This is a genomic window from Streptomyces sp. WMMB303, assembly GCF_029351045.1.
Lineage (GTDB): Bacteria > Actinomycetota > Actinomycetes > Streptomycetales > Streptomycetaceae > Streptomyces.
The window spans coordinates 13,342-32,529 of the sequence record NZ_JARKIN010000002.1 but is presented as its reverse complement, the minus strand read 5'-3'; the positions used below and the strand labels follow the sequence as shown (position 1 = coordinate 32,529).

Annotated in this window: 10 protein-coding genes; 5 read left to right on the top strand and 5 right to left on the bottom strand. The window is 70.2% G+C overall.

Annotated elements, in window-relative coordinates; translation table 11 throughout:
- Nucleotides 1–254 precede the first annotated feature (254 nt).
- From mobF to P2424_RS30040, 3 genes are all read left to right on the top strand, one after another.
- Nucleotides 255–5,318, top strand: a complete 5,064-nt coding sequence (gene mobF / locus P2424_RS30050; RefSeq protein WP_276479206.1) for a MobF family relaxase — start codon at nucleotides 255–257, stop codon at nucleotides 5,316–5,318.
- Nucleotides 5,319–5,499: 181 nt separating this feature from the next.
- The gene (locus P2424_RS30045) at nucleotides 5,500–6,051 is read left to right on the top strand and encodes a hypothetical protein (protein ID WP_276479205.1); all 552 of its coding nucleotides are present in this window, start codon (nucleotides 5,500–5,502) and stop codon (nucleotides 6,049–6,051) included.
- A complete protein-coding gene (locus P2424_RS30040) occupies nucleotides 6,051–7,703 on the top strand; it encodes a zeta toxin family protein (RefSeq protein ID WP_276479204.1) in 1,653 nt (550 codons plus the stop codon). The genes P2424_RS30045 and P2424_RS30040 overlap by 1 nt, the downstream gene beginning before the upstream one ends.
- A 371-nt stretch (nucleotides 7,704–8,074) precedes the next feature.
- Here the strand turns inward: P2424_RS30040 and P2424_RS30035 are convergent, their stop codons facing one another.
- On the bottom strand, nucleotides 8,075–8,605 hold the full coding sequence (locus P2424_RS30035) for a hypothetical protein (RefSeq protein ID WP_276479203.1): 531 nt from the start codon (nucleotides 8,603–8,605) through the stop codon (nucleotides 8,075–8,077).
- A 398-nt stretch (nucleotides 8,606–9,003) separates the two neighbouring features.
- Here P2424_RS30035 and P2424_RS30030 point away from each other — a divergent pair, with 398 nt between their 5' ends.
- Entirely contained in the window at nucleotides 9,004–9,531 is a 528-nt protein-coding gene (locus P2424_RS30030; RefSeq protein ID WP_276479202.1) for a hypothetical protein, read from the top strand.
- Nucleotides 9,521–11,257 (top strand): hypothetical protein, encoded by a 1,737-nt coding sequence (locus tag P2424_RS30025; protein ID WP_276479201.1) that lies wholly within the window; start codon nucleotides 9,521–9,523, stop codon nucleotides 11,255–11,257. The genes P2424_RS30030 and P2424_RS30025 overlap by 11 nt, the downstream gene beginning before the upstream one ends.
- A 49-nt stretch (nucleotides 11,258–11,306) precedes the next feature.
- On the opposite strand, the gene P2424_RS30020 is transcribed toward P2424_RS30025, so the two are convergent.
- The 4 genes from P2424_RS30020 to P2424_RS30005 form a co-directional block, all read right to left on the bottom strand.
- Entirely contained in the window at nucleotides 11,307–14,123 is a 2,817-nt protein-coding gene (locus tag P2424_RS30020; RefSeq protein WP_276479200.1) for a hypothetical protein, read from the bottom strand.
- Between the two features lie 243 nt (nucleotides 14,124–14,366).
- Nucleotides 14,367–16,103 carry a type IV secretory system conjugative DNA transfer family protein gene (locus P2424_RS30015; protein WP_276479199.1) on the bottom strand — a complete coding sequence of 579 codons (1,737 nt, stop codon included), beginning with the start codon at nucleotides 16,101–16,103 and terminating at the stop codon, nucleotides 14,367–14,369.
- Nucleotides 16,103–17,656: a type VI secretion protein gene (locus P2424_RS30010; RefSeq protein ID WP_276479198.1), complete on the bottom strand. Its 1,554-nt coding sequence runs from the start codon at nucleotides 17,654–17,656 to the stop codon at nucleotides 16,103–16,105. Before P2424_RS30010 ends, P2424_RS30015 begins: the two co-directional genes overlap by 1 nt.
- Entirely contained in the window at nucleotides 17,656–19,185 is a 1,530-nt protein-coding gene (locus tag P2424_RS30005) for an SCO6880 family protein (RefSeq protein ID WP_276479197.1), read from the bottom strand. Before P2424_RS30005 ends, P2424_RS30010 begins: the two co-directional genes overlap by 1 nt.
- Between the last annotated feature and the right edge of the window lie 3 nt (nucleotides 19,186–19,188).

The window sequence follows — 19,188 nt, the reverse complement described above, 5'->3', positions numbered from 1 at the left end:
GTCCGCAGATGCTCCCCGAACCGCTTGTCCGCCACAAGAGGCTGCGATGTCGCATGGCTGTCACAGACGAGGAAGATCCTGGGTGTCAGTAAGTCCTCGACGGAGCCGAGGACTTACTGACACCCAGGATCTCAATTTTCAATCACACCTCTTGCTATTCGCCTCCCGCTGCTGTGAACTGCTGTCATGACCGGCCTGGCTGACTCTTCCGAGCTGCCGCAGTACGTACATGCGGCGCGGTACGGGGGCTGCCGGTGATCACTCTGCATCCGATATCGGCGGGGTCCGGTATCGACTACCTGATGCGATCTGTCTCCGGCGACGACGTGGAGGCCGGGCAGCGACAGCTGACCGAGCAGTGGGCCGAAGGCGGGGACACTCCCGGTGAGTGGATCGGCGCGGAGGCGGCTGCGGTCGGTCTGTCGGGAAGAGTCACCCAGGAGGACGCGGACGCGGTCTTCAAGGACGCTGTAGATCCGGTCAGCGGTAAGCGGATGGGCCGCGCGTGGCCCCGCTACACGCCCGCCGACGAGCTGTTCGCGAAGTATCTGGCGGCGGAACCGAAGGCGACCGAGGCGCGTCGCCACCAGCTGCAGGCCAAGGCCGACAGAGAGGGGAACCGCACCGCGCGCGCGGGATGGGAGATGGTCCTCTCACCCGTCAAGAGCTTCTCGATGTTGTGGGCGACGGCCGACGACGAGCAGCGCGCTCGGCTGGATGCGGTGGAGCGTGCGGCGTTCGAGAAGGTCTTCGCGCGCCTGGAGAGTGAGGTGTGCTGGACCCGCGTGGGGCCGACGCCGGCGTCTCAGGTCCAGGTGCCCGGCCGGGGGTTCATCGGTGCGGTCTTCTCCCACCGGAGCTCCCGCGCCGGTGACCCGGATTTCCACCGGCATCTGGAGATCAGCTCGAAGGTCCGCACCGAGGACGGGCGGTGGTTGGCCTTGGACGCACGGCCGCTGCATGCCCGTCTGGTGGAGTTCTCCGAGCTGTACACCGCAGAGGTGGAGCGGGGGATGGCAACGGAGTTCGGGGTTCTCGCACAGGCCCGGCAGGACTCGATCCGTCTCGCGCGCCGCCCGGTTCGGGAGTTCCTCGGGGTGAGCGAGGAGGCGGTCCACACCTTCTCGCAGCGCCGTCGGAGCACCGAGACCGAGCTGGCTTCGATGACCCGTGACTTCAGGGCCAGGGAAGGACGCGAGCCCACCCGTGCGGAGGAGTACAAGCTGGCGCAGGCCGCCACTCTCAGTGCCCGTCCCGCCAAGCAGCGGTCTACCGTCGAGGAGGAGCGCGGCAGGTGGATCGAGCAGGTCCGGGAGCTAGGTGTCCAGCGCCCTGAGGCGCTGCTGCAGCATGCGGCTGAGGTCTCCCGGAAGCAGGCGGGAGATGCGGTGGAGGCGGAGGTTCCGCTGACCGGGATCCCTGGGAGGGCGCTGCGGGTCCTGGAGGGGCAGCGTGCGCAGTGGACCCGCTCGAACGCGGCTGCCGAGGTCTACCGGCAGCTCGTGGAAACGGGCTGGCATGTGCGGTTGGACGACGCGGCGTTCGCGCAGACGGTGGAGCGGGCCACCGACGCGTTGCTCGATCCGGATCTGTGCGCGCGGCTGGACGCTCCGGACGCGGTGACGCTTCCGGAGCGCTTCCGACGGGCGGACGGCGGCTCTGTTTTCGAGCCGGTCGCCACCGGTCAGGTCTTCACCTCGCACGGATTGCTGGCGGCCGAGCGGGACCTGGTGGAAGCCGCGACCCGGCCCGCTCCGGTGCGCACCCTGACGCCTCAGGAGGTCGACGCCGCCCTCGCCGCAGGAGACGAGGAGCGTGGTTTCCAGCCCAGCACGGAGCAGCGCCAGGTGGTGCGGAACGTGCTGGGCTCGGATGTCCGTGTGGGCGCGATCATCGGCCCCGCGGGCACCGGGAAGACCACCATCATGCGGCTGGTTCGGGAAGCGGCGGACGAGCACGACCTGCCGGTCCTGGGCCTGGCCGGCGGCCAGGTGCAGGCCGACAATCTGGGGGAAGAGGCCGGCATCCGGGCGGAGAACATCGCCCGCTGGCGCTATATGAGCGAGCGGAACGGCGGTTCCCAGTGGTCGCTGCAACCTGGCCAGATCGTCATCGTCGACGAGGCGGGCCAGGCATCCACGCCGGACCTGCACGCGCTCGCCGCGCAGGTCGAGGCGGTCGGCGGACGGCTGCTGCTGGTGGGCGATCCGCGCCAGCTGGGCTCCCCCGGTGTGGGGGGTGCGCTCGCCCTGGTCGAGGCCGACGCTGGTGCGCAGTACCTGTCGGAAGTACGCCGGTTCCGGGACGCCGACAAGACCATGCGCACCTGGGAGATCGAGGCGGCGACGGCGCTCTCGCGCGGTGACGCGGACGCCTCCTTCGACGCGTATGCGCAGCGTGGCCGGGTCGCGCACGGCAGTGCCGACGGCATGCTCGACGCCGTCTACACCGCCTGGCAGCGGGACGTCGGCGACGGACTGAACTCGGTCATGATCGCCTCCAGCAACGCACTCGTCGCGCAGCTGAACGAGCGTGCCCGCGGCGATCTCGCGGACCGCGGCGAGGTCGACACCAGCACCGAGACGGACCTGAGTGACGGCAACCGGGCAGGCGCCGGAGACCGGATCGTCACCCGCGCCAACGACCGCAGACTGCGCACGCACGACGGCCGCCAGTGGGTGCGCAACGGAGACACCTGGACGGTGGACGCCGTCGAGGACGACGGCAACCTGACGGCCGTGCACGACCGCACCGGCCGCCGCATCACCCTGCCCGCTTCCTACGTATCCGAAGCGGTCGAGTTGGGTTACGCGGTCACCAAGGACCGCGCCCAAGGGCTGACGGTCGACACGGGGCACGCGCTGTGGGACAGCTCCATGGACCGCAACGGCGCCTATCCCTCGCTCACCCGTGGGCGCCTGGCGAACTTCGTCTACCTGATCACCCACACCTCGCCGGACCCGGAGACCGGCGCGCCGGGCGAGCGGTCGACCGAGCGCCAGGTGTGGCAGTCCGTACTGCGCCGCGACGGCACCCAGCAGTCGGCCACCATGACCGCCCGGCGCAGCCAGGAAGCCGCCCGCTCGGTGCGTACGCACACCGCCAGGCTTGCTTTCGTGCTCGATCAGATCGCCGACGACAGAGCCCGTCGTGCTGTCGCCGACCTGCTCGGCGAGCCCGCCGCGCAGCAGCTGATATCGGCCCCCGCCTGGCCCGCTCTGCGCGCCCAGCTGGAGCGGCTGGCCGAGGACGGATTCGACACCGATCGGCTGCTGGAGACGACTTGGAGCCAGCGGAACTTCCTCGACAGTGACGGCAGGCCGGTGCGTGACATCGCCGCCGTCGTGCACGCCCGGAACGCCCTCGCCGTCGACCCGGATGAAGGGACCCCGCACGTCTTCGAGCGTGCGCAGGACACCCCGCGCCCGGCCACGGCTCCGCAGATGCTCACCCTGGTTCCGGAGCCGAGCGGCGACCCGTTGGCGGCGCTCGGTCTGCTGGTGCCGGACGCCGCGCCGGGCGATGATGCGCAGACCGTCCAGGCCGCCCGGGCTCTGGCCACCGCTGCCCGGGAGAGAGCTGTTCAGCTCGGCGAGGCCGCCCAGCTGGATGCCGAAGCGGGCCAGGGATGGGCCGCCGCATACGGCCCGCGTCCCACGGACGAGCAGGAGGCGAAGACGTGGCGCGAGCGGCTCACCGCCGCTGCCGTCTACCGCGACCTCGCCAAACATGACGGCCCCGCCCCCACCGGTCCAGCCCCCTCCGCCGAGGGCATGGACGCCGCACTGCGCGGAGTGTGGCGCGCCGCGCAGCCTCCTTCCGCCACCGCCCCGGATGTCGGGCAACTGGCTGCCCGGCCCCCGGCATGGCTCGGGGCCATCGGTCCCCGCCCGGGCACCGATGAAGCGTCCCGCGAGCTGTGGGACCGGGCCGCATCCGCCGTCTCGGCCTACCGCGAACTGTGGGAGTACGGCCACGAGACCGTCGCTCTGGGAGAGCGCCCGGCCGACCCCATGGCCGCCGCCGACTACGATGCCGCCGCGGCCGCGATCGCCGCCCTCCGGGCCGGCCCGGCCACCTCTGTCCCGACGCAACAGCAGGGCCAGACGGCGAGCGAAGCGCTGCACCGCGTGGATCAGCGCGGGCGGCGCAGCGCCGACCGGGTGCAGCGGGTGGAGGACGCCCTCGCCGTGCTCCACGAGGCGCAGACCGCCCGCGACGCGGCCCGGCAGGCCGCCCAGGATGCCGCCAACCGCGCCCAGGCACTGAGCAAGGCCGAGTCCACACCCGAGCGGGAAGAACGTACCCGCGAGCTGGCCGAGCATGTCTCCCGTGCCCAGGAGAAGGCCGCCGCCCAGGAGCGGCTGATCGCCGAGGCAGAGGAGACTCTCACCGAACTCGCGCCCAGCCTGCTCGAGGACCGGGCACAGGTTCAGCGTGGCTCGGATGCCCGTCGGGAGCTGGCCCGCCGGACCTTGCGCGGAGACCCGGAGCCGGAGCAGACCGCTCAGGATCGCACGGTGCCTCCCTGGCAGCAGAGGCCCCACGGACGGCTCACCGACACCCAGCTGCGTGAGGCACACCGCCGTGCGCTGGAGGCGGCGCGGACTGCCGACAGCAGCGCCGGCGAGTACGAGTCGCAGGCGCAGCGGCTGACCGCCGAAGCGGTCCCCGGCGGCCGGATCGAGCAGCGGATCTCGGCCCAGTCGGCCCGCGCCGAAGCCATCACCCAGTGGCGCGAAGCCCAGCGGCAGGCCGAGACGACCCGTCGGAAAGCAGCGGAGAACGCCGCCCATCGCCGGGAGTCCGCAGCCCGCCTGGCGGCGACGCACCGCATGGGCCTGCCCGCGGTACGCGGAGCGGAGCGGACCTCTCTGGAAGAGCATCTGCATCGGCTGGAGGAGCAGGCGGTCCGGCTGGCGGAGGAGCTAGCCAGAGCTGAACGGCACCGCGACCAGGCCGCTGTCACTGCCGGGGAACCCGCCCGCCACGAGCAGCTCCTCAACGACTGGCAGGAGGCAGGGGGCACCTTCGACGCGGCTCTCGACCGGGCGCGGACGACCGCGAGCGAGGACGCGCAGGCCGCCGCCACCGAGGCCCGGCGGATGCGCGAACGCTCCCGTCAGCTCCGCGAGCAGGCCGCCGCGCTGCGCAGCGAGGGCAGTGCGCGGGCCACTCTTCCCGAGAGCAGGCGCGCGGCCGAGCGGGCCGCCCGGGAGCAGCAGTCCGCCCGCCCGCAGCAGCGTCCCGCACCCTCACCGGCACCTCAGCAGCGCCCGGATTCCCCCCGCCGGAACGGGCCTCGCCAAGGGAGGTGACGTTGCCGCGATCCCGGGAGATGAACTCTCCCGGCGAAGGGGTCGGAGCCCCGAGGTGGCGCTGTGACGAAGTCGGGGTCTAACCGTGGCTGTTCACAAGCCTGTTCGGTCACTTGGCCTGCAGTAGATCAGTAGTCTGAGGCCGCCGGCAGCGACGACGGCTTTACAACGAGGGAGCGGCGTGACTGCGACATCTGAATCACTACTCGACGAGATCCGGCCCGGCGGCTGGGACGAGCTCGCAGCGGGTGCCTTCGACACCCTCCTGGCGGCGATGGACCAGGCCCAGCGGGTCTGTACCGCCCGTATGGAACACGCGGGCTCCCGGTTGGGGCCGGGGGAGCGGGAGCGCCGGCGCTGGCTGAGCGTCAGCCGCCGCATCACCGGCTGGCGTACGTCGATCCGACCGGACGACCACGAGGCGATCGAGGCTGCGCACGCCTACTGCGCCCAGGTCGTCGACGACTACGCCACGGTGCGCCCCCTGCACGAGGCTCTCGCCGACGGCAGGGCCCTCTCCCTGACCCCGGAGGGCGCGGCGATCTCCTTCGAGGACCGCTGGTGGATCGCCAGAGGCGACCGCTACGTCCCCCTCGATCCCGCGGACACCGATCAGGCCGCCCTGATCGCCGCCTTCGAGCGGCAGGCCGCCGAGCTGAACCGGCTCGCGCAGACGGATACGGAACCGGACGTGGCAGCCCGGCAAGGCAGCAGCGAAGACGGGGAGCGGTAATGGCGGGGGAAGAGAACGAGCGGGTCGGCAGCCTCTTCTTCCCCCAGGACTACGCGGGGCAACTGCTGGGAGAGCTGTGGTTTCAACCTGAGCGGATACCGGAGGTCCTGGGGAAACTCACACCCGAGGACTTCGGGAATCCGAGTGACGGGGAAATCTTCCGAGCCTTGGTGCAGACCCACGAGGAGCACCCCGCGCCTGCCCGCGACGAGTTCGTCGAAGGCTGGTGGGCGCGGCGCGGGGATCTGGTGAGGGAGCATCTGGAAGAAGCCGGAGTACGGCTGTCTCATCTGGAAGGTGTGCAGGACGTCTCCCTACAGGTCCCGCTCTCCTCTTGTGTCGAAGCCCTCACCCGGCAAGCCGCGACGCGCCGGGCCGTCCAGGAACACAACGCACGCGCTCACCCGGATGTCTCCCTGGACAAAGCGGGGGACACCGTGGACCGGGCGTTGCCTCCGCAGCCCTCCTACCCCCAGCCTCCCGCCGACCCCCCGGACCAGCCGGTCGTGGCAGTCGTCGCCGGGGCGGAGGGCAGCGGTACCGGCGGTGTCTCCCTGCTCGTGCACGAGCAGCTGGCCCGTCGTGGCCCCGTGGTCCATCTGGGTCACGAATACCAAGCCGATCACCCCGCCTATCAGACCATCATCCAGGAGTCCGGGGCGCGCGGGCCAGAGGAACGGCACCTGGTGGCAGCCCAGCACACCATCGAACGCGGCGCCAACGCCGTCCTGCACACCGACGCCCGCGACCCGCAGGCCCTCGCCGCCGACTTGGAGCGTTTCCAGCAGGCCGGCTACCGCGTCGAGTTCGCCGCCGTGGCGACACCGGAGGCGATGCGCAAGCTCAACTCCCTGGAGACCCAGCTCATCGGACGCCGCTCCGTGCGGCAGGTCACCGAGCTGGCGCCGAACCGGCTGGGGGAGTGCGCCGACCGCGCCGCGGCGATGGGCGCCAACGTGCGGGTCTTCCGCCCGGACGGCACCGCTGTAGCCTCGGCCGCGCTGCGGGACGGAAAGCAGTCCCCTTCGCAGGTCGTAGCGGGCGTGGCTGGGCGTGAGTGGGACAGCAAGACGGGGCTGCGGGCCGCGGCGAAGGCGGCCCGGCTCGCCGCCAGGACCACGAACCCGCAGGTTCAGATGGTGATCCAGGAAGCCGCTCTGGAAGCCGGTCGGCAGCATGCGGGGGACTGGCGGTGGACGATGGAGGCGGCTGTCCGTCTCCCCGAGGAGTCCAAGGGGCCGCGGTGGGGTGCGGGCCGCCGAGCCCGGGCCGCCGGCCCGCTGGCCGCAAGCACCGACCTCGAGCTGGAGAGCATGTTGGAAAGCGGCATGCAGCGCTACCAGAAAGCCCAGCAGGACGCCTACAGCGCGTACAAGCAGGGCGATGAACTCAGCAAGCAGAACAAGCCGAAGGAAGCGCAACGCTTCTATGACAAGTCGCAGGAAGCCCAGGAACGGGCCCAGGCCAGCAAGGGCCTGGTAATCGACATCCTGGGCGAGGAGCGCCGCCGGGCGGGCCTGTCACCGGGGCAGCGCCAGGCGGAGCTGCAGGCATCCGCCCGCCGTGCGAGCCGGGTGCAGCCGCCGCCGGCCGCGCGCACCGGCATCGGCGTCGCGCCGCCGCCGCGGGTCAAGGCACCCGTCCGCGGGTGAGCCGACGCCGGGCGCCGGCGGGGAGCGGGTGCCGGATACAGGCCCAATGTCTGTATCCGGCACCCGCTCTCTCATCTTCTGGTCGCCGGCCTGCGCTGCTGCGGCTGCATGACCTGCGGCTGCTGGGCCGGTGCCTGGGCCCGCCGTTTCGGCTCCGGGGCACGGGGGTGCGGTGCTTGGTCGGGTCCTTCGGCAGACGCGACTCGGAGATCGCGGCGATCCGTGCGGCGTGGGTCATCGCGCTCCGCCACCGCCCGGAGCATGGCCGTGTCCGCCGCCGTGAAGGTGCCCTGGGGCTGGGCCTTCAGGAGTGCCTGCGCCGCTCTGCCGAACGCCGCCGTCTTCACGGCGGCGCCCCACGGTGACAGCGGCTATATCTCGGTGGCCTGCCGCAGTGCCTCCGCCTCGGCGGGGTGCGTGGGGTCGGCCGTGCCGAAGTGGGATGCGGTGAGGTAGTCCTCGAATTCGTCCTGGGCCTCCGGGCGTTCGGCTGGCCGCGGCGGCGCCTCGTGGTGGGTGCCGTTGGCGCAGCTGGCGACCTGCAGGCGGGGGAGGAAGCCGTGGAGGGTGGAGATCCATTCGATCTCCGCCAGGTCCCGGCCGGGGGTGGGCTGGCAGTAGGTGCGTACCCAGGCGGCGTACAGGGCTGTCAGGTGTTCGCGGACCGGGGGGTGTCGGTACCAGCACTGAGGGATCTGGTTGTGCAGTTCGAAGGTGGTGCGCAGCCATGTCACCCATTCGGCCAGCTCCCGCATCTTCGCGCGGCGCTCGGCGGGCGTCATCGCCGCCCACACCCAGCCGTAGGCAGCCGACTCCTCCTCCAGCTCCGGCAGCTCCGGCCACAACGAACCCGGATGCTCCAGTCCGCCGTCGTCCAGACTTTCCAGCGTGTACTCAGACATCAGCGGCCTCCAGCGGATTGTGGCGGTTCGATGGGTTCTTTGCCAGGGATATCCCGAGCGGTCCAGGGAGCGCCATAGAGGTTCTTCAGATTTCCTCGGCGCGCACAGTCACCCGTATCCGGCGGGGACCGGTACCGCCCGATCCCGGTGGGTTCGGGGAGCCGATTGAAGCGTATGGGTGGGTGACTGGTCTGACGGCCGGCCTGGGCCGAGTGGTTCCCGTCCCCTGCGGTCAGTTTATTCGTCCACCGTCAGTGTGTGACCAGTCGGGTGGAATGCCCAGTGCCTACCGTTGAGTTCGCGTCGATCTGGTTTGACCGTTCACCGCTTTCCGGGCCCCTCCACCTCACTAGAATGGGCCCGCTGGAAAATCGGGTCAGCGTGTGCTGAGGAGTGGCGTGACTACGGCACAAAATGCACAAATAGATGAGTTCCCACCCGGCGGATGGCATGTGCTGTCAATCGGTGCTTTCGACGCCATGTGCGCTCTGATGGACCAGGCTCAGAAGATTTGTGCCGCCCGGATGGAGTTTGATGCCTCACCGTTTGGTGCGGGGGGTGCAGAGGGTGAGCGGTGGTTGGCTGTCAGCCGCCGGATATCCGGGTGGCGCGCGGCCATACATCCGGACAACCGCGACGCGGTCGACGCGGTATGTGCCTTCTGTTCACAGATCATTGACGACTACGCGACGGTTCGTCCCCTGCACGACGCCCTGGCCGAGGGCAGGGCACACTCTCTGGCACCGGACGGCGCGGCAGTCACTCTGGACGGCCGGTGGTGGATCACCCGTGTGGATCGTTACGTCCCGCTCGATCCGGCGGATACCGAGCAGGCGGCGCTGATCGCCGCGCTCGAGCAACGGGCGTCCCGGCTGGCCGCGCTGGCTCGGGAAGAGGCGGAGCCGGTCGGCGGCAGTGAGCAGTAGTGAGAAGACGGGGAGCGGGACGGTGGCCGAAGAGGGGAACTACGCAGCCGGTGCAGAGGCCGCAGTTGCGGTGGGCACCGGCTTCCAACGGCAGCTGCTGCGGCGGCTGTGGTGGAACCCCGAACTCGTGCAGGACACCGTGCGGGCGGGAATCACCCGCTATCACTTCACCGCACCCAACGACGCGAAGATCTTCGACGCCGTGCTGGCGGCCCAGCCGGGCACCGTGCCGGAGAACCCGTCACCGGGGTGGGCGGCGGACCTGCGGCAGCAGGCGCTCGCCCTGCTCGACGAGGAGAAGGTGGTGCCGCGCAGCGCTGTCGCGGACGTACTGGGGGACGGCACGGCGCGGAACGTCAGCACCTGTATCGAGGCGGCCAGACTCCAGCACGAGACATCCCGGCTCATACAGGAATACGGCCAAGGCGTCGTGGACCGCGCCGAGACCGGGCCTGCCTCCTTGGAGGCCAGAGCGGCCGCTGCGGACGCTGCGGTTTCGACACAGCAGCCGGCTCCCTCCTCGCTCCGCATCACGCCGTCCAGACCCGACCAGCCGGTCCTGGTCGTCGTCGCCGGCGATGACGGAAGCGGTGCCCAAGCGGTCTGCGGCATGGCGACGCGTCATCTCTCCGGCGGCGCCGGCGTCGTCACTCTCGGAGGCGCGTACCCGCCGGGCGACCCGGCTCACAACGCCGTGCGGGCATCCAGAGCGCGCAGCGTGGAGGAGAAGCACCTGGTGGCCACCGAGTACGCCCTCACCAGCCAGGTCAGCACCGTGCTGCTCACTGATGCCCGTGATCCGGAGGCACTGGTCAAGGACATGGTCGACTTCCAGGAGAACGGCTTTCACGTCCACTTCGTGGGGGTGGTGGCGCAGGAGGACGTGAGAGAGGTCAACGCACTCGAAGCCCGCATCGAAGCCCGCATCGAGGGGCACTCGTCGCAGGAGCCGTCCTCCTCCGCAGCGGGCACTCTGGCCACGAGCGCTCGTCTCGCCGCAGAACTCGGCGTCACTGTCGATCTTTTCCGGGGAGACGGCACGATCCTGGACACCCCCCGGATGCGGTCCGGCGAGCGGACCCCGGCGGAGGCTGTCGGGACCGAGTACAAGCGGGAACTCGGCTACGAGGAGGCGCTGCGGGTGGTGGCGAGGGCCTCCCGGCTCGCCACCAAGGAAGCCACGCAGCCTGCCGACCGCAGAGTGCTGCAGAGAATCGTCGAGAACGTCGGCGCCAGGAAGTGGGACGTGGACTGGGTCTTCGAGTCGGCCCTCCGAGCCCGCGAGCAGCCCGCCGCCAAGCGCTGGGGCAAAGTGTCTGGCGCGAATGAACTGGTAGGTCACGGCGACGGCACGCTGGAGGCCATGATGGTCAACGGAATGCGTCACCGGCACAAGGCCCGGCAGGACGCGTTCCGCTTCCTCAAGCTCCGGGGGGAACACGAACAGCGGGGCGACACGAGGAAGGCGGCACAGTACGACGACCTCGCCTCCCTCGCCATCGGCGACGCCAACCGCACCAGCAACTTCGTGGCCACGCTCGTCACCGAACAACGCCGCCGCGCCACTCTCCCCGAACGTGAGCGCGCGAAGGAGCTCACCAGAGCACGGCGCGAGGGCCTGCTGCCGACGCCGCCGAAGCAGACCACCGCCGCCGGATACGGAAAGGCCGCCCAGCCTGCGCAGACCACCCAGCCCGTGCGGGCGCGGTCGGCCCGCGGGCGCTGAGCCGGGGTGCCGGGTGCGGGCTCCCGGCCCGCACCCGGCACGATCCGGGTCACACCCGGGCCGCCCTCCTGGGCGCCTGCGCCGCCGGTCCGGCGACCATCGGAGCTGCCGGACGCGCCGGTTGCGTCGGCGCCTGCCTCGCGGCCGTCGCCGGCCCGCTGGCCCTTGCTGCTTGCTGTGCCTGTGGAGTAGACGTGGCAGCGGGCCGGCCTTCCGTCCGGCTCTCTCCCCACCTCTTCTCCCGGCTCTCCCGCGGATTCACTGGGATTACCGAAGTCGGCAGCTCTCCCTGTTCCAGTCGCGCGGCGTATTTCGGCGCGCCCTCCGCGATCCTACTGAGCTTTTCCATGCCTTCCGCGATACGAGGGTGGCGGGATGCGGTCTCGGCATACTCTTTGAGTAGGCGATCCGCCGCCCGGGCGACATTTCCCATTCTTCCTGCGAGCGTCCAGTCGTCGTTGGGCTGATGCTTCCGGCGCTCCCAAGCGGAAACGAGCTGCTTCACGGCGGGTTCCTGCGGATCGCCGTTGAGCAGCCATTTGCCCCAGACGCTTCCTCTGAAGGCGGCCCACCGCCTTTCCATCTCCTTCTCGCCTCTCCGCCTCATCTGCGGTGATTCGTACGGGCGCGCGTCCGGATTGTTCCCCGGCGGCCGGGTGCGGGCCAGCCGAACCGCATGATCGTGGCTGCCGTCGGCCACAGCATTCAGCTTCCTGATGTCTTCGATGTCCTGTGGCGAGAAAGCACGAGGATAGTCCCGATGGGCACGGCGGAGCTGTTCACCGAGCAGATGTGCCCTCCGGGCGATCTGTCCGTAGCGTTCCGCTGCCTGCCGGAATTCCTGTGTGTCGGCTGACGGGCGCTTCTTACATGCCTCCTGAAGGGCCTTGAGGTCACTCAAGGCCGGGAGGTTGGCACTCTGGATCCTTTTGGACAGACCACTGAAGTCCCAGTTGTCGATCAGTTTGTCGACGTGCCGAGACGCCCTCCCGGCCTCTTCCATGGTTTCCTGCTTCTGGGCCGCGTTATGCGCCGCCCCTTTGGCCGGTCCGTAACCGGGAACGCGGTGATGCCGTGGACGCTGCCCCTGCGAAGGCTTCCGGGACTGTGGACTTTGCTGCCGCTGCTGCTGTTGCCCACGCTGCTGGGGAGGCTGTCGCCGCGATGGCCTTTGCCCGTTCGCTGTCTGTGTCTGCCGCACTTCCGGCGCGCGCTCGCGCCTCCCGGCGGCCGGCTCGGCGCTCGCCGAGGGGCGGCGGGCCTGCGATCCGGGCTTCTCGGCAGCCTGGCCGGTCTGCGTGAAGACCGACCGCGAAATGGGAGCCCGGTTCAGCCGCGCGGCGTTACTGGTCGCGGTTGCCACCACCTTGCGGAGCTGTTCCTTGTCCTTCCCCGAGTGGTTGCGCGGGGGGTTACCCCACACAACGTCATCCGCGGCTTCGTCCAGCACCCCCTGCGCGGCTTTCGCGACCCTGAGCACCCGGTAGCTGGCTTCCCACTGGTCATAGTCGTACGCCCCGCCTCGGGCCACCTCCTCTCCGTCGGCCTTCGTCTCCCGCACCGAGAACGCCAACTGCGCATTCACGGCGTCGACCAGCTCGGCCACGGCCTCGCTCCGGGGACGACGGGGGTTGTTCATCAGGTCCTGGCCCATCTCGCTGTCCCGCCAGGCGTTGAGCTGCCCGGCCAGTGACCGGTGGGCTTCCCCCGCCTCGTGCGGCGTCGCGTAAGGCTCCGCGTCCGGATTGTTCCCAGGCGGCATGGTGCGGCCGAGCCGCTCAGCGTGGGCGTGGAGGGTGTCGCCGAAGTTTTTCAGCAACGCGATGTCGTCGGTCGAGTAGGAGCCCGGTTCCTCGAGATTGGCCGCACGGGTCAACTCCACCAGCTCATAGGCGCGGCCTGCCATCATGCCGTGCCACTCCGCGCCCTCCTTCGCCCGGTCGACCCAGTCCACGAAATGGCTGGGTCGGCGTTGCAGGAGGCCGGACCAGAGCTTCCCTTCGCTGAGCCCCTCCATCAGGTCGGTGGAAGGACCGTTCTCCCACTGATCGGTGAATGCCTGGAGAGCATCCGAGACCAGCGCCTGGTGCTCGGTTTTCGGCTGCTCCGGCCCGCCTTTCGACTCCTCCAGGAGAGGGATCTGGACCATCTCGGCCCAGAACCACGGTTTGAACGCCTCGACGACGCGTTCGCCTCCCGCCCTGACCTCCTCCCTGATCAGCTGCCCGTCTTCTGCCTCCCACACCGCCCCTCGGTGCGGCCCGTATCCGGGGTAGGGGTTCAGTGTTGTTTCCGTCGCGGTGGGAAGGGGCAGCTCCTCCCGGGTGCGCTGGCTGTATCCCGCCGCCGTACGGCTGAACTCCCGCAACGCAGCGACGGCATCGGCCGTCTCCGTGTTCTTGGGGTCTTTCTGCTCCACCAGGTCGGCGAGCTTGGCGGACAGGGCGGCGCGGGCGGCACTGGATTTCTGCTCTGTGTGGGCCCAGAGCCTCTCCCAGCCCGGATTGCCCTCTATGTGGCCCTTCCAGGCGGGTTGCAGGATCGCCTGGGTGCTGCGCTGCCACCGCTCCGTCACCTCGCCTATCTCCTGAACCTGCCTCCACAGCGGACCCCACTGCGGACTGCTGCGCAGCAGGGCGTCATGTGCTTCGACCCCGCGCCAGGCGGTGTCCAACTCGTCTTTGCCCGGACGCTCTGTGACCTTGAACAGGTCACCACCCGCGAGAGCGCGATTCCATTGCTCCGCCATCTTCCAGTAGGGCCCGCGTACGGCTTCCCTGTTTGGAGGGAGGGAACTGTCGAGGCTGTCCATGGCCTCCTTCATCGCCATGCTGTCCCCTCTGACCAGCGCAGACTGCTTCGCCATTTACATACTCCTCAAGATCGTGCCGGGGGAGTGGCTCAGAACGCTGCCGCCTGTCGGAGCGTTTCGGCCTCGCGGGGTGGGTGGGGTCGGATGTGCCGAAGTGGGATGCGGTGAAGCAGTCCTCGAACTCCTCCTGCGACTCAGGCCGAACGGCCGGCCGCGGCGGCGCCTCATGGTGGGTGCCGCGGGCACAGCCGGCGGCCTGGCGGCGGCGGGGACCCTCCAGACCTTCCAGCGCGTATTTCAGACATCAGCAGCCTCCACAGGGGGCGTACCGAGCGGGGGGTTCTTCTCCAGGGATATCCCAGCCGGCCCCGGGGCGGCCAGGAGTTTCTTCAGGTCCTTGTCGCGGAAAGTCAGCCGCATCCGCACCTTGACCGGCGGCAGATTCGTGTACTGCGCGATCGCGGTGAACTCGGGCAACTGCTGCAGCGCGTGGACGGGGGCCAGGTCGGTCTCCACCACCGACACCTGCGTCGAGTGGTCCCCGCCCCGTCCCCGGGTGGTCGACTCCCGCCGCACCTCGGTACGCCCGTACAGCCCCGAGAAGTACCGCAGCGTCTCCAGGTCACCGCAGCCGGGCAGCAGCATGCGCATACCGGAGGCCGACAGCACCGTGTTGGCCTTCTGCTGCCCGAGCCGGTCCCGCAGCTGGGACAGGTCGTGCCACACGGTCAGCAGGCTGATGCCCATGCCGCGCCCGGTGGTGAGGATGTTCGGCAGTCGCGGGTAGCGCAGCATGTTGCCCGCCTCGTCGACCATCACCCCCAGCGCCGGATCCAGCGGGACACCTGTGTTGTTGTAGCGGGCCTCGGCGCCGTGGATGACCGAGGCGACCAGCGAGGTCAGCAGCGGAGCGAAACGCTCCGCATCGGCCTCGGAGGCGATCAGACAGACCGTGCCGTTACGGTCCAGCAGCTCCTCGACGGTGAAGTCCGTCCGCGAGCTGGTGTCCCGCACCTCCTCGTCCGCGTAGACGCGGGCCAGCACATTCAGGGTGAACTGGATCGAGCCGATACCGTCCTCGTGCAGCCGCAGCCACGGCGAGGCGTAGTCGTCGGCCGTCTCCTGATAGTCGTGGGCCAGCAGCACGGCCCGCACATGGTCCACCGCGTCCTTGCCCAGCGACAACCAGCGGCGCATGTCGTTGACACCGCCCCCGTTCAGGTGGGCCGCCAGCAGCACACCCTTGAGGACGTTGCGAGCCTGATCCACCCAAGGAGCAGCCCGCTTGTCGTCACCGGAGGCGGACGCCTCGGCCATCCAGGCAGCCATCCGCTCGGCGGACTTGGCGTCGGTGCAGTAGTCGACCGGGGACCAGTGGTTCGTCTCGCGGCCCGGAATACCGGCCGGAGCGATCACCCACACCGGCCCCAGCGCGCTGCGCCGGGCGTAGATGACATCGAGATCCGCAGCCTTGGTGGTGGTGACCACCAGCGGCCCCTGCCACTCGGCCGCGTTCGGCAGCACCAGCCCGGTCGTCTTGCTGCTGCCGGGTACGCCGAAGACGGTGGCGGAGATGTTCGGCTGCGTGGCCAGGACCTTCTTCGTCTGCATCCCCCGGCCCGCGCTCAGCCGGCCCGCCCGCTGCGGCGGATCCGCCGGAGCCGCCAGCTTCCGCTCCGTCTTCGACCCGCCCCACTGGGCGCCGCCCGTGCGGCCCCCGAACCGCACCAGGGAGGCGACCTTGACCACCGCGGCCACCAGCACGACCACCAACACCGCGACCAGCGTGTAGAAGAGCCACGCCGGAGGCGCCGGGCTGAAGACGGAACCCGGACCGTGGACCAGGGCGCCCACCACGGTGGCGGGAACAGCCGAGGTGCTCTCGGCCCACCCCTGCCCGGACATCAGCGAGGCCAGCGGCCCACCCAACAGCACCGCACCGCCCACCACCGCGGCAGCGCCCGCCGCATAGGCCGCCATCACCGTGCCGTCGGAGACTCCGCCGACAGCCCCCGAGCCACCACCCCGGGACATCACATCACCATCCGCTCGTCCGTCTCGAAAAGCTTCTGCTCGATGTGGGACAGCATCAGCTGCACCGCGTGGCCACCGCCGCGGCCCACCTTCCACAGCGCCCGGCCCCGCTGCCCCGCCCCCCAGGAAGCGATCAGATCGCACTCCGCGTCCGTCAGACCGATCGCATCGCGGGTGAGATTGAGCGGTGCGGTGTCCTGCGCCAGCTGGATGCGCGTCTCACAGCTGGCGATCAGATCCCTGGCGATGGCGACCGCCTCCGAATCGGCGGAACCCACCGCCTCGAAGTCCGACAGCCGGTGGGTGGCCAGCACCTGGATCGTGCCCGTCGCCCGGCTCAGCCGCAGATCGGCATCGATCTTGCGGACCATCGCCGTGCCTCCGCTGCGCATCTGCCGCCACAGCTCGTCACGCACCACCAGCCACGGGCGGGACCCCGGCCGGTCGATCGCGCTCTGGGCCCAGGAGGAGACGCAGGTCAGCACCATGGCGATCGTGTCGTCCCCGTACGACTCCAGCGCCGACACGTCGACGGACTGGATCGGGGCGTCCCAGTCCAGACCGATCGAGGTCTCCTTGTCGAACAGCCCCGCCAGATGACCTGTGATCATCCCGCCCAGGGCGGCACGCAGCGACGCCATCTGCTCGCGTGCGAGCTGCACATCATTCCCGCGCACCCGCATCTCACGGGCCATCTCGCCCGTGGGGTCCTTCAGCTTCTCGTAGACCAGCGGAAGCGTCGGTATCCGCAGCCGGTCCTGGCCGTACAGCTCCCCGGTCACCTCCCGGACAGCCACATCCAGGCATTCCTCCTCCTGCGGCGCCAGATTCCGCCGCAACTGAAGCTCCAGCAGCGCCTGGAGCAGGGTGAGGCGCCGACGGTGGATCTCCTGAAGCCGGGCCTTGTACTCCTCCCGGTCGGTGATGCCCTCCAGCTCGTATCCGAGCGGACCCGCGTCCAACGGGTTGAGCCGGCCGGGCATCCCGGGCCCCAGCCGGACCGGAGCGACCCCCAGGTGCTCGCACAGCGTCCGGTACTCGCCCTTGACGTCCCCGGCGATCAGCGTGCGGTGCCCCAGCGCCATCATGCGGAAAGCCAGCGCCTTGATGTGCGCGCTCTTCCCGGAACCCGGAATCCCCGTGATCATCACGTTGGGATTGGTGCACAGCCCCTCACCGACCCAGGCCGTCGGATGAGCACTGAACGCCTGCTGAGTGAGGGTGTTCCAGCCGATGTACACCCCGATGGACGGCAGCGACGCACCGTGCAGAAACGGGTAGATGCCGCTGGCGCGTCCGGTGTCGGCGCGGAAGACATCCGCCTTGTTGAAGGAGGCCGCCCGGCCCGCCAACGGCTGGTTCCAGCCCTTGCGGGGAGCCACCCGCATCGCCGCATCGGAATCCTCCAGCAGCCGCGCCCGGCGCTGCTCACGGGCACTCAGCTGCTCGGGAAGCGCCGCCGACTCGGAGGGATCGAACAGGTCGGCCAGCGGCCGGGCCTTCAGCGCGCTGTCCTCGCCCTCCGACCGGCGGGGGAAGAACGGAAGCCGCATCAGATCCCCACCCGCCTGTCCGGCAGACCGTGACCGAGCGGAAGAGCCGAGGCGGCGAACGCATCGTCCTGCGCACCCCACACCCGCCGCAGCTCCAGACCCGCCGCCGACGCGTCCGCCTGCAGATCCGCGCACGCGATCTCGAGCTGCTCCAGATCCAGAACGGTCACGGCGACCAGCGCGGTGAGCCGCACCACCCCGTGCCCGGCCGCACGGGCCACATCCTGCGACCGCGCGGTGATCGACTCCCGGCGCTCGTCCTCGCTCTCCGCCCGGCCGGTCTTGGCCCGAAGACCGCGGGCCGCCTCCCGCTTCGTCCGCTCCCGGGCCAGCTCCTTGCGTGCCTTGCCCGGACCGATCGGCTCATAGACGAGCGACAGCGAACGCCGGGCATTGGAACGGGGTTTGAGAAGCGGCTGCAGAAACGTGGCGTACACCTCGCTCTGCGGAAACCCGCGGACCTGGTAGCTGACCGTCCAGGCCCCGTCGTGCCGGTAGACACCCCACTGCGACTCCGCCGCCGCCGGGCCGGCCACCCCCGGATCCACCCCACGGGGCGTCCCCTGCCAGCCGGGGACGGTGGCCGCCGCGTTGTTGCGCTCGGCCAGCATCACATGGGCCTCCGGATCGTAGGCGGTGCGGATCGCCTGCGCCACACCGCGCGGGTCGAGCCACTCCGCGACCTGGAGCCCGGCACTGCTGAGCGCCGGCTGCAGGGCATTGAGCTCCCTGACCAGCACGGCCGCCGCCCCCCGCTGACCCCCGCCGGACCCCTTGATGGCCAGCCGGGCCCGGAAGGCGGAGAGGGTCACCGACAGATACGTCTCGCGGATGGTGGCCGCCGGCCCGGCCCCCGCCATCAGCTGATCGAGAGCCTCGACCGCCGGGGCCGGCGCATCCTCGGAGAGGTGCCGCTCCGTCCACGAGCGCAGGGCGGCCCCGTCGTCCGGGAGGGAGCGCTGGTGGACGGCGATCCTGGTGATCACCCCGTCCTCCTTGCACTGGCTGCGCAGCACCGCCGCCCAAGCCCCCACCCTGGCGTTCTGCCGCTCCGTGTCGACCAGCGCCAGACCGGGATGGGAGACCCGACACACCGCGGTATAGGTGTTGTCGACAGGGTTGTGCATGATGCCCAGCTGCCCGCCCATGCCGTCGGGGGCGTCCAGCAGGTGCAGGCGCGCCAGCGACCCGGGAAGGTCCATGGGCTGGTGCCCGTCCTTGGCGCGTGGTGCGAACAATCCGGAGAAGAACAGGTTTCTGCTGGTGGCCACGGCGATCTGGTGCCTTACTGCGAGGGTGATCCACTGGTCTGCCGTGAGCCCCAGCACGCGCCCGTACGCGAGGAGCAGGAGCACGGCCGCCAACGGGAGGGCGATGAACGCGCCGGAGAGGGAACGGAGGTAGAGCGGGATCAGAGCGACGACCGAAGCGGCCGCGACCAGCACGAAACCCGCCCCGCTCAGGTTGCCGATGAACCCGCTGCGCTCCGATTGCCAGCCGCTGTAGGTGGTGGGCTCGGCTGCCGACACGGA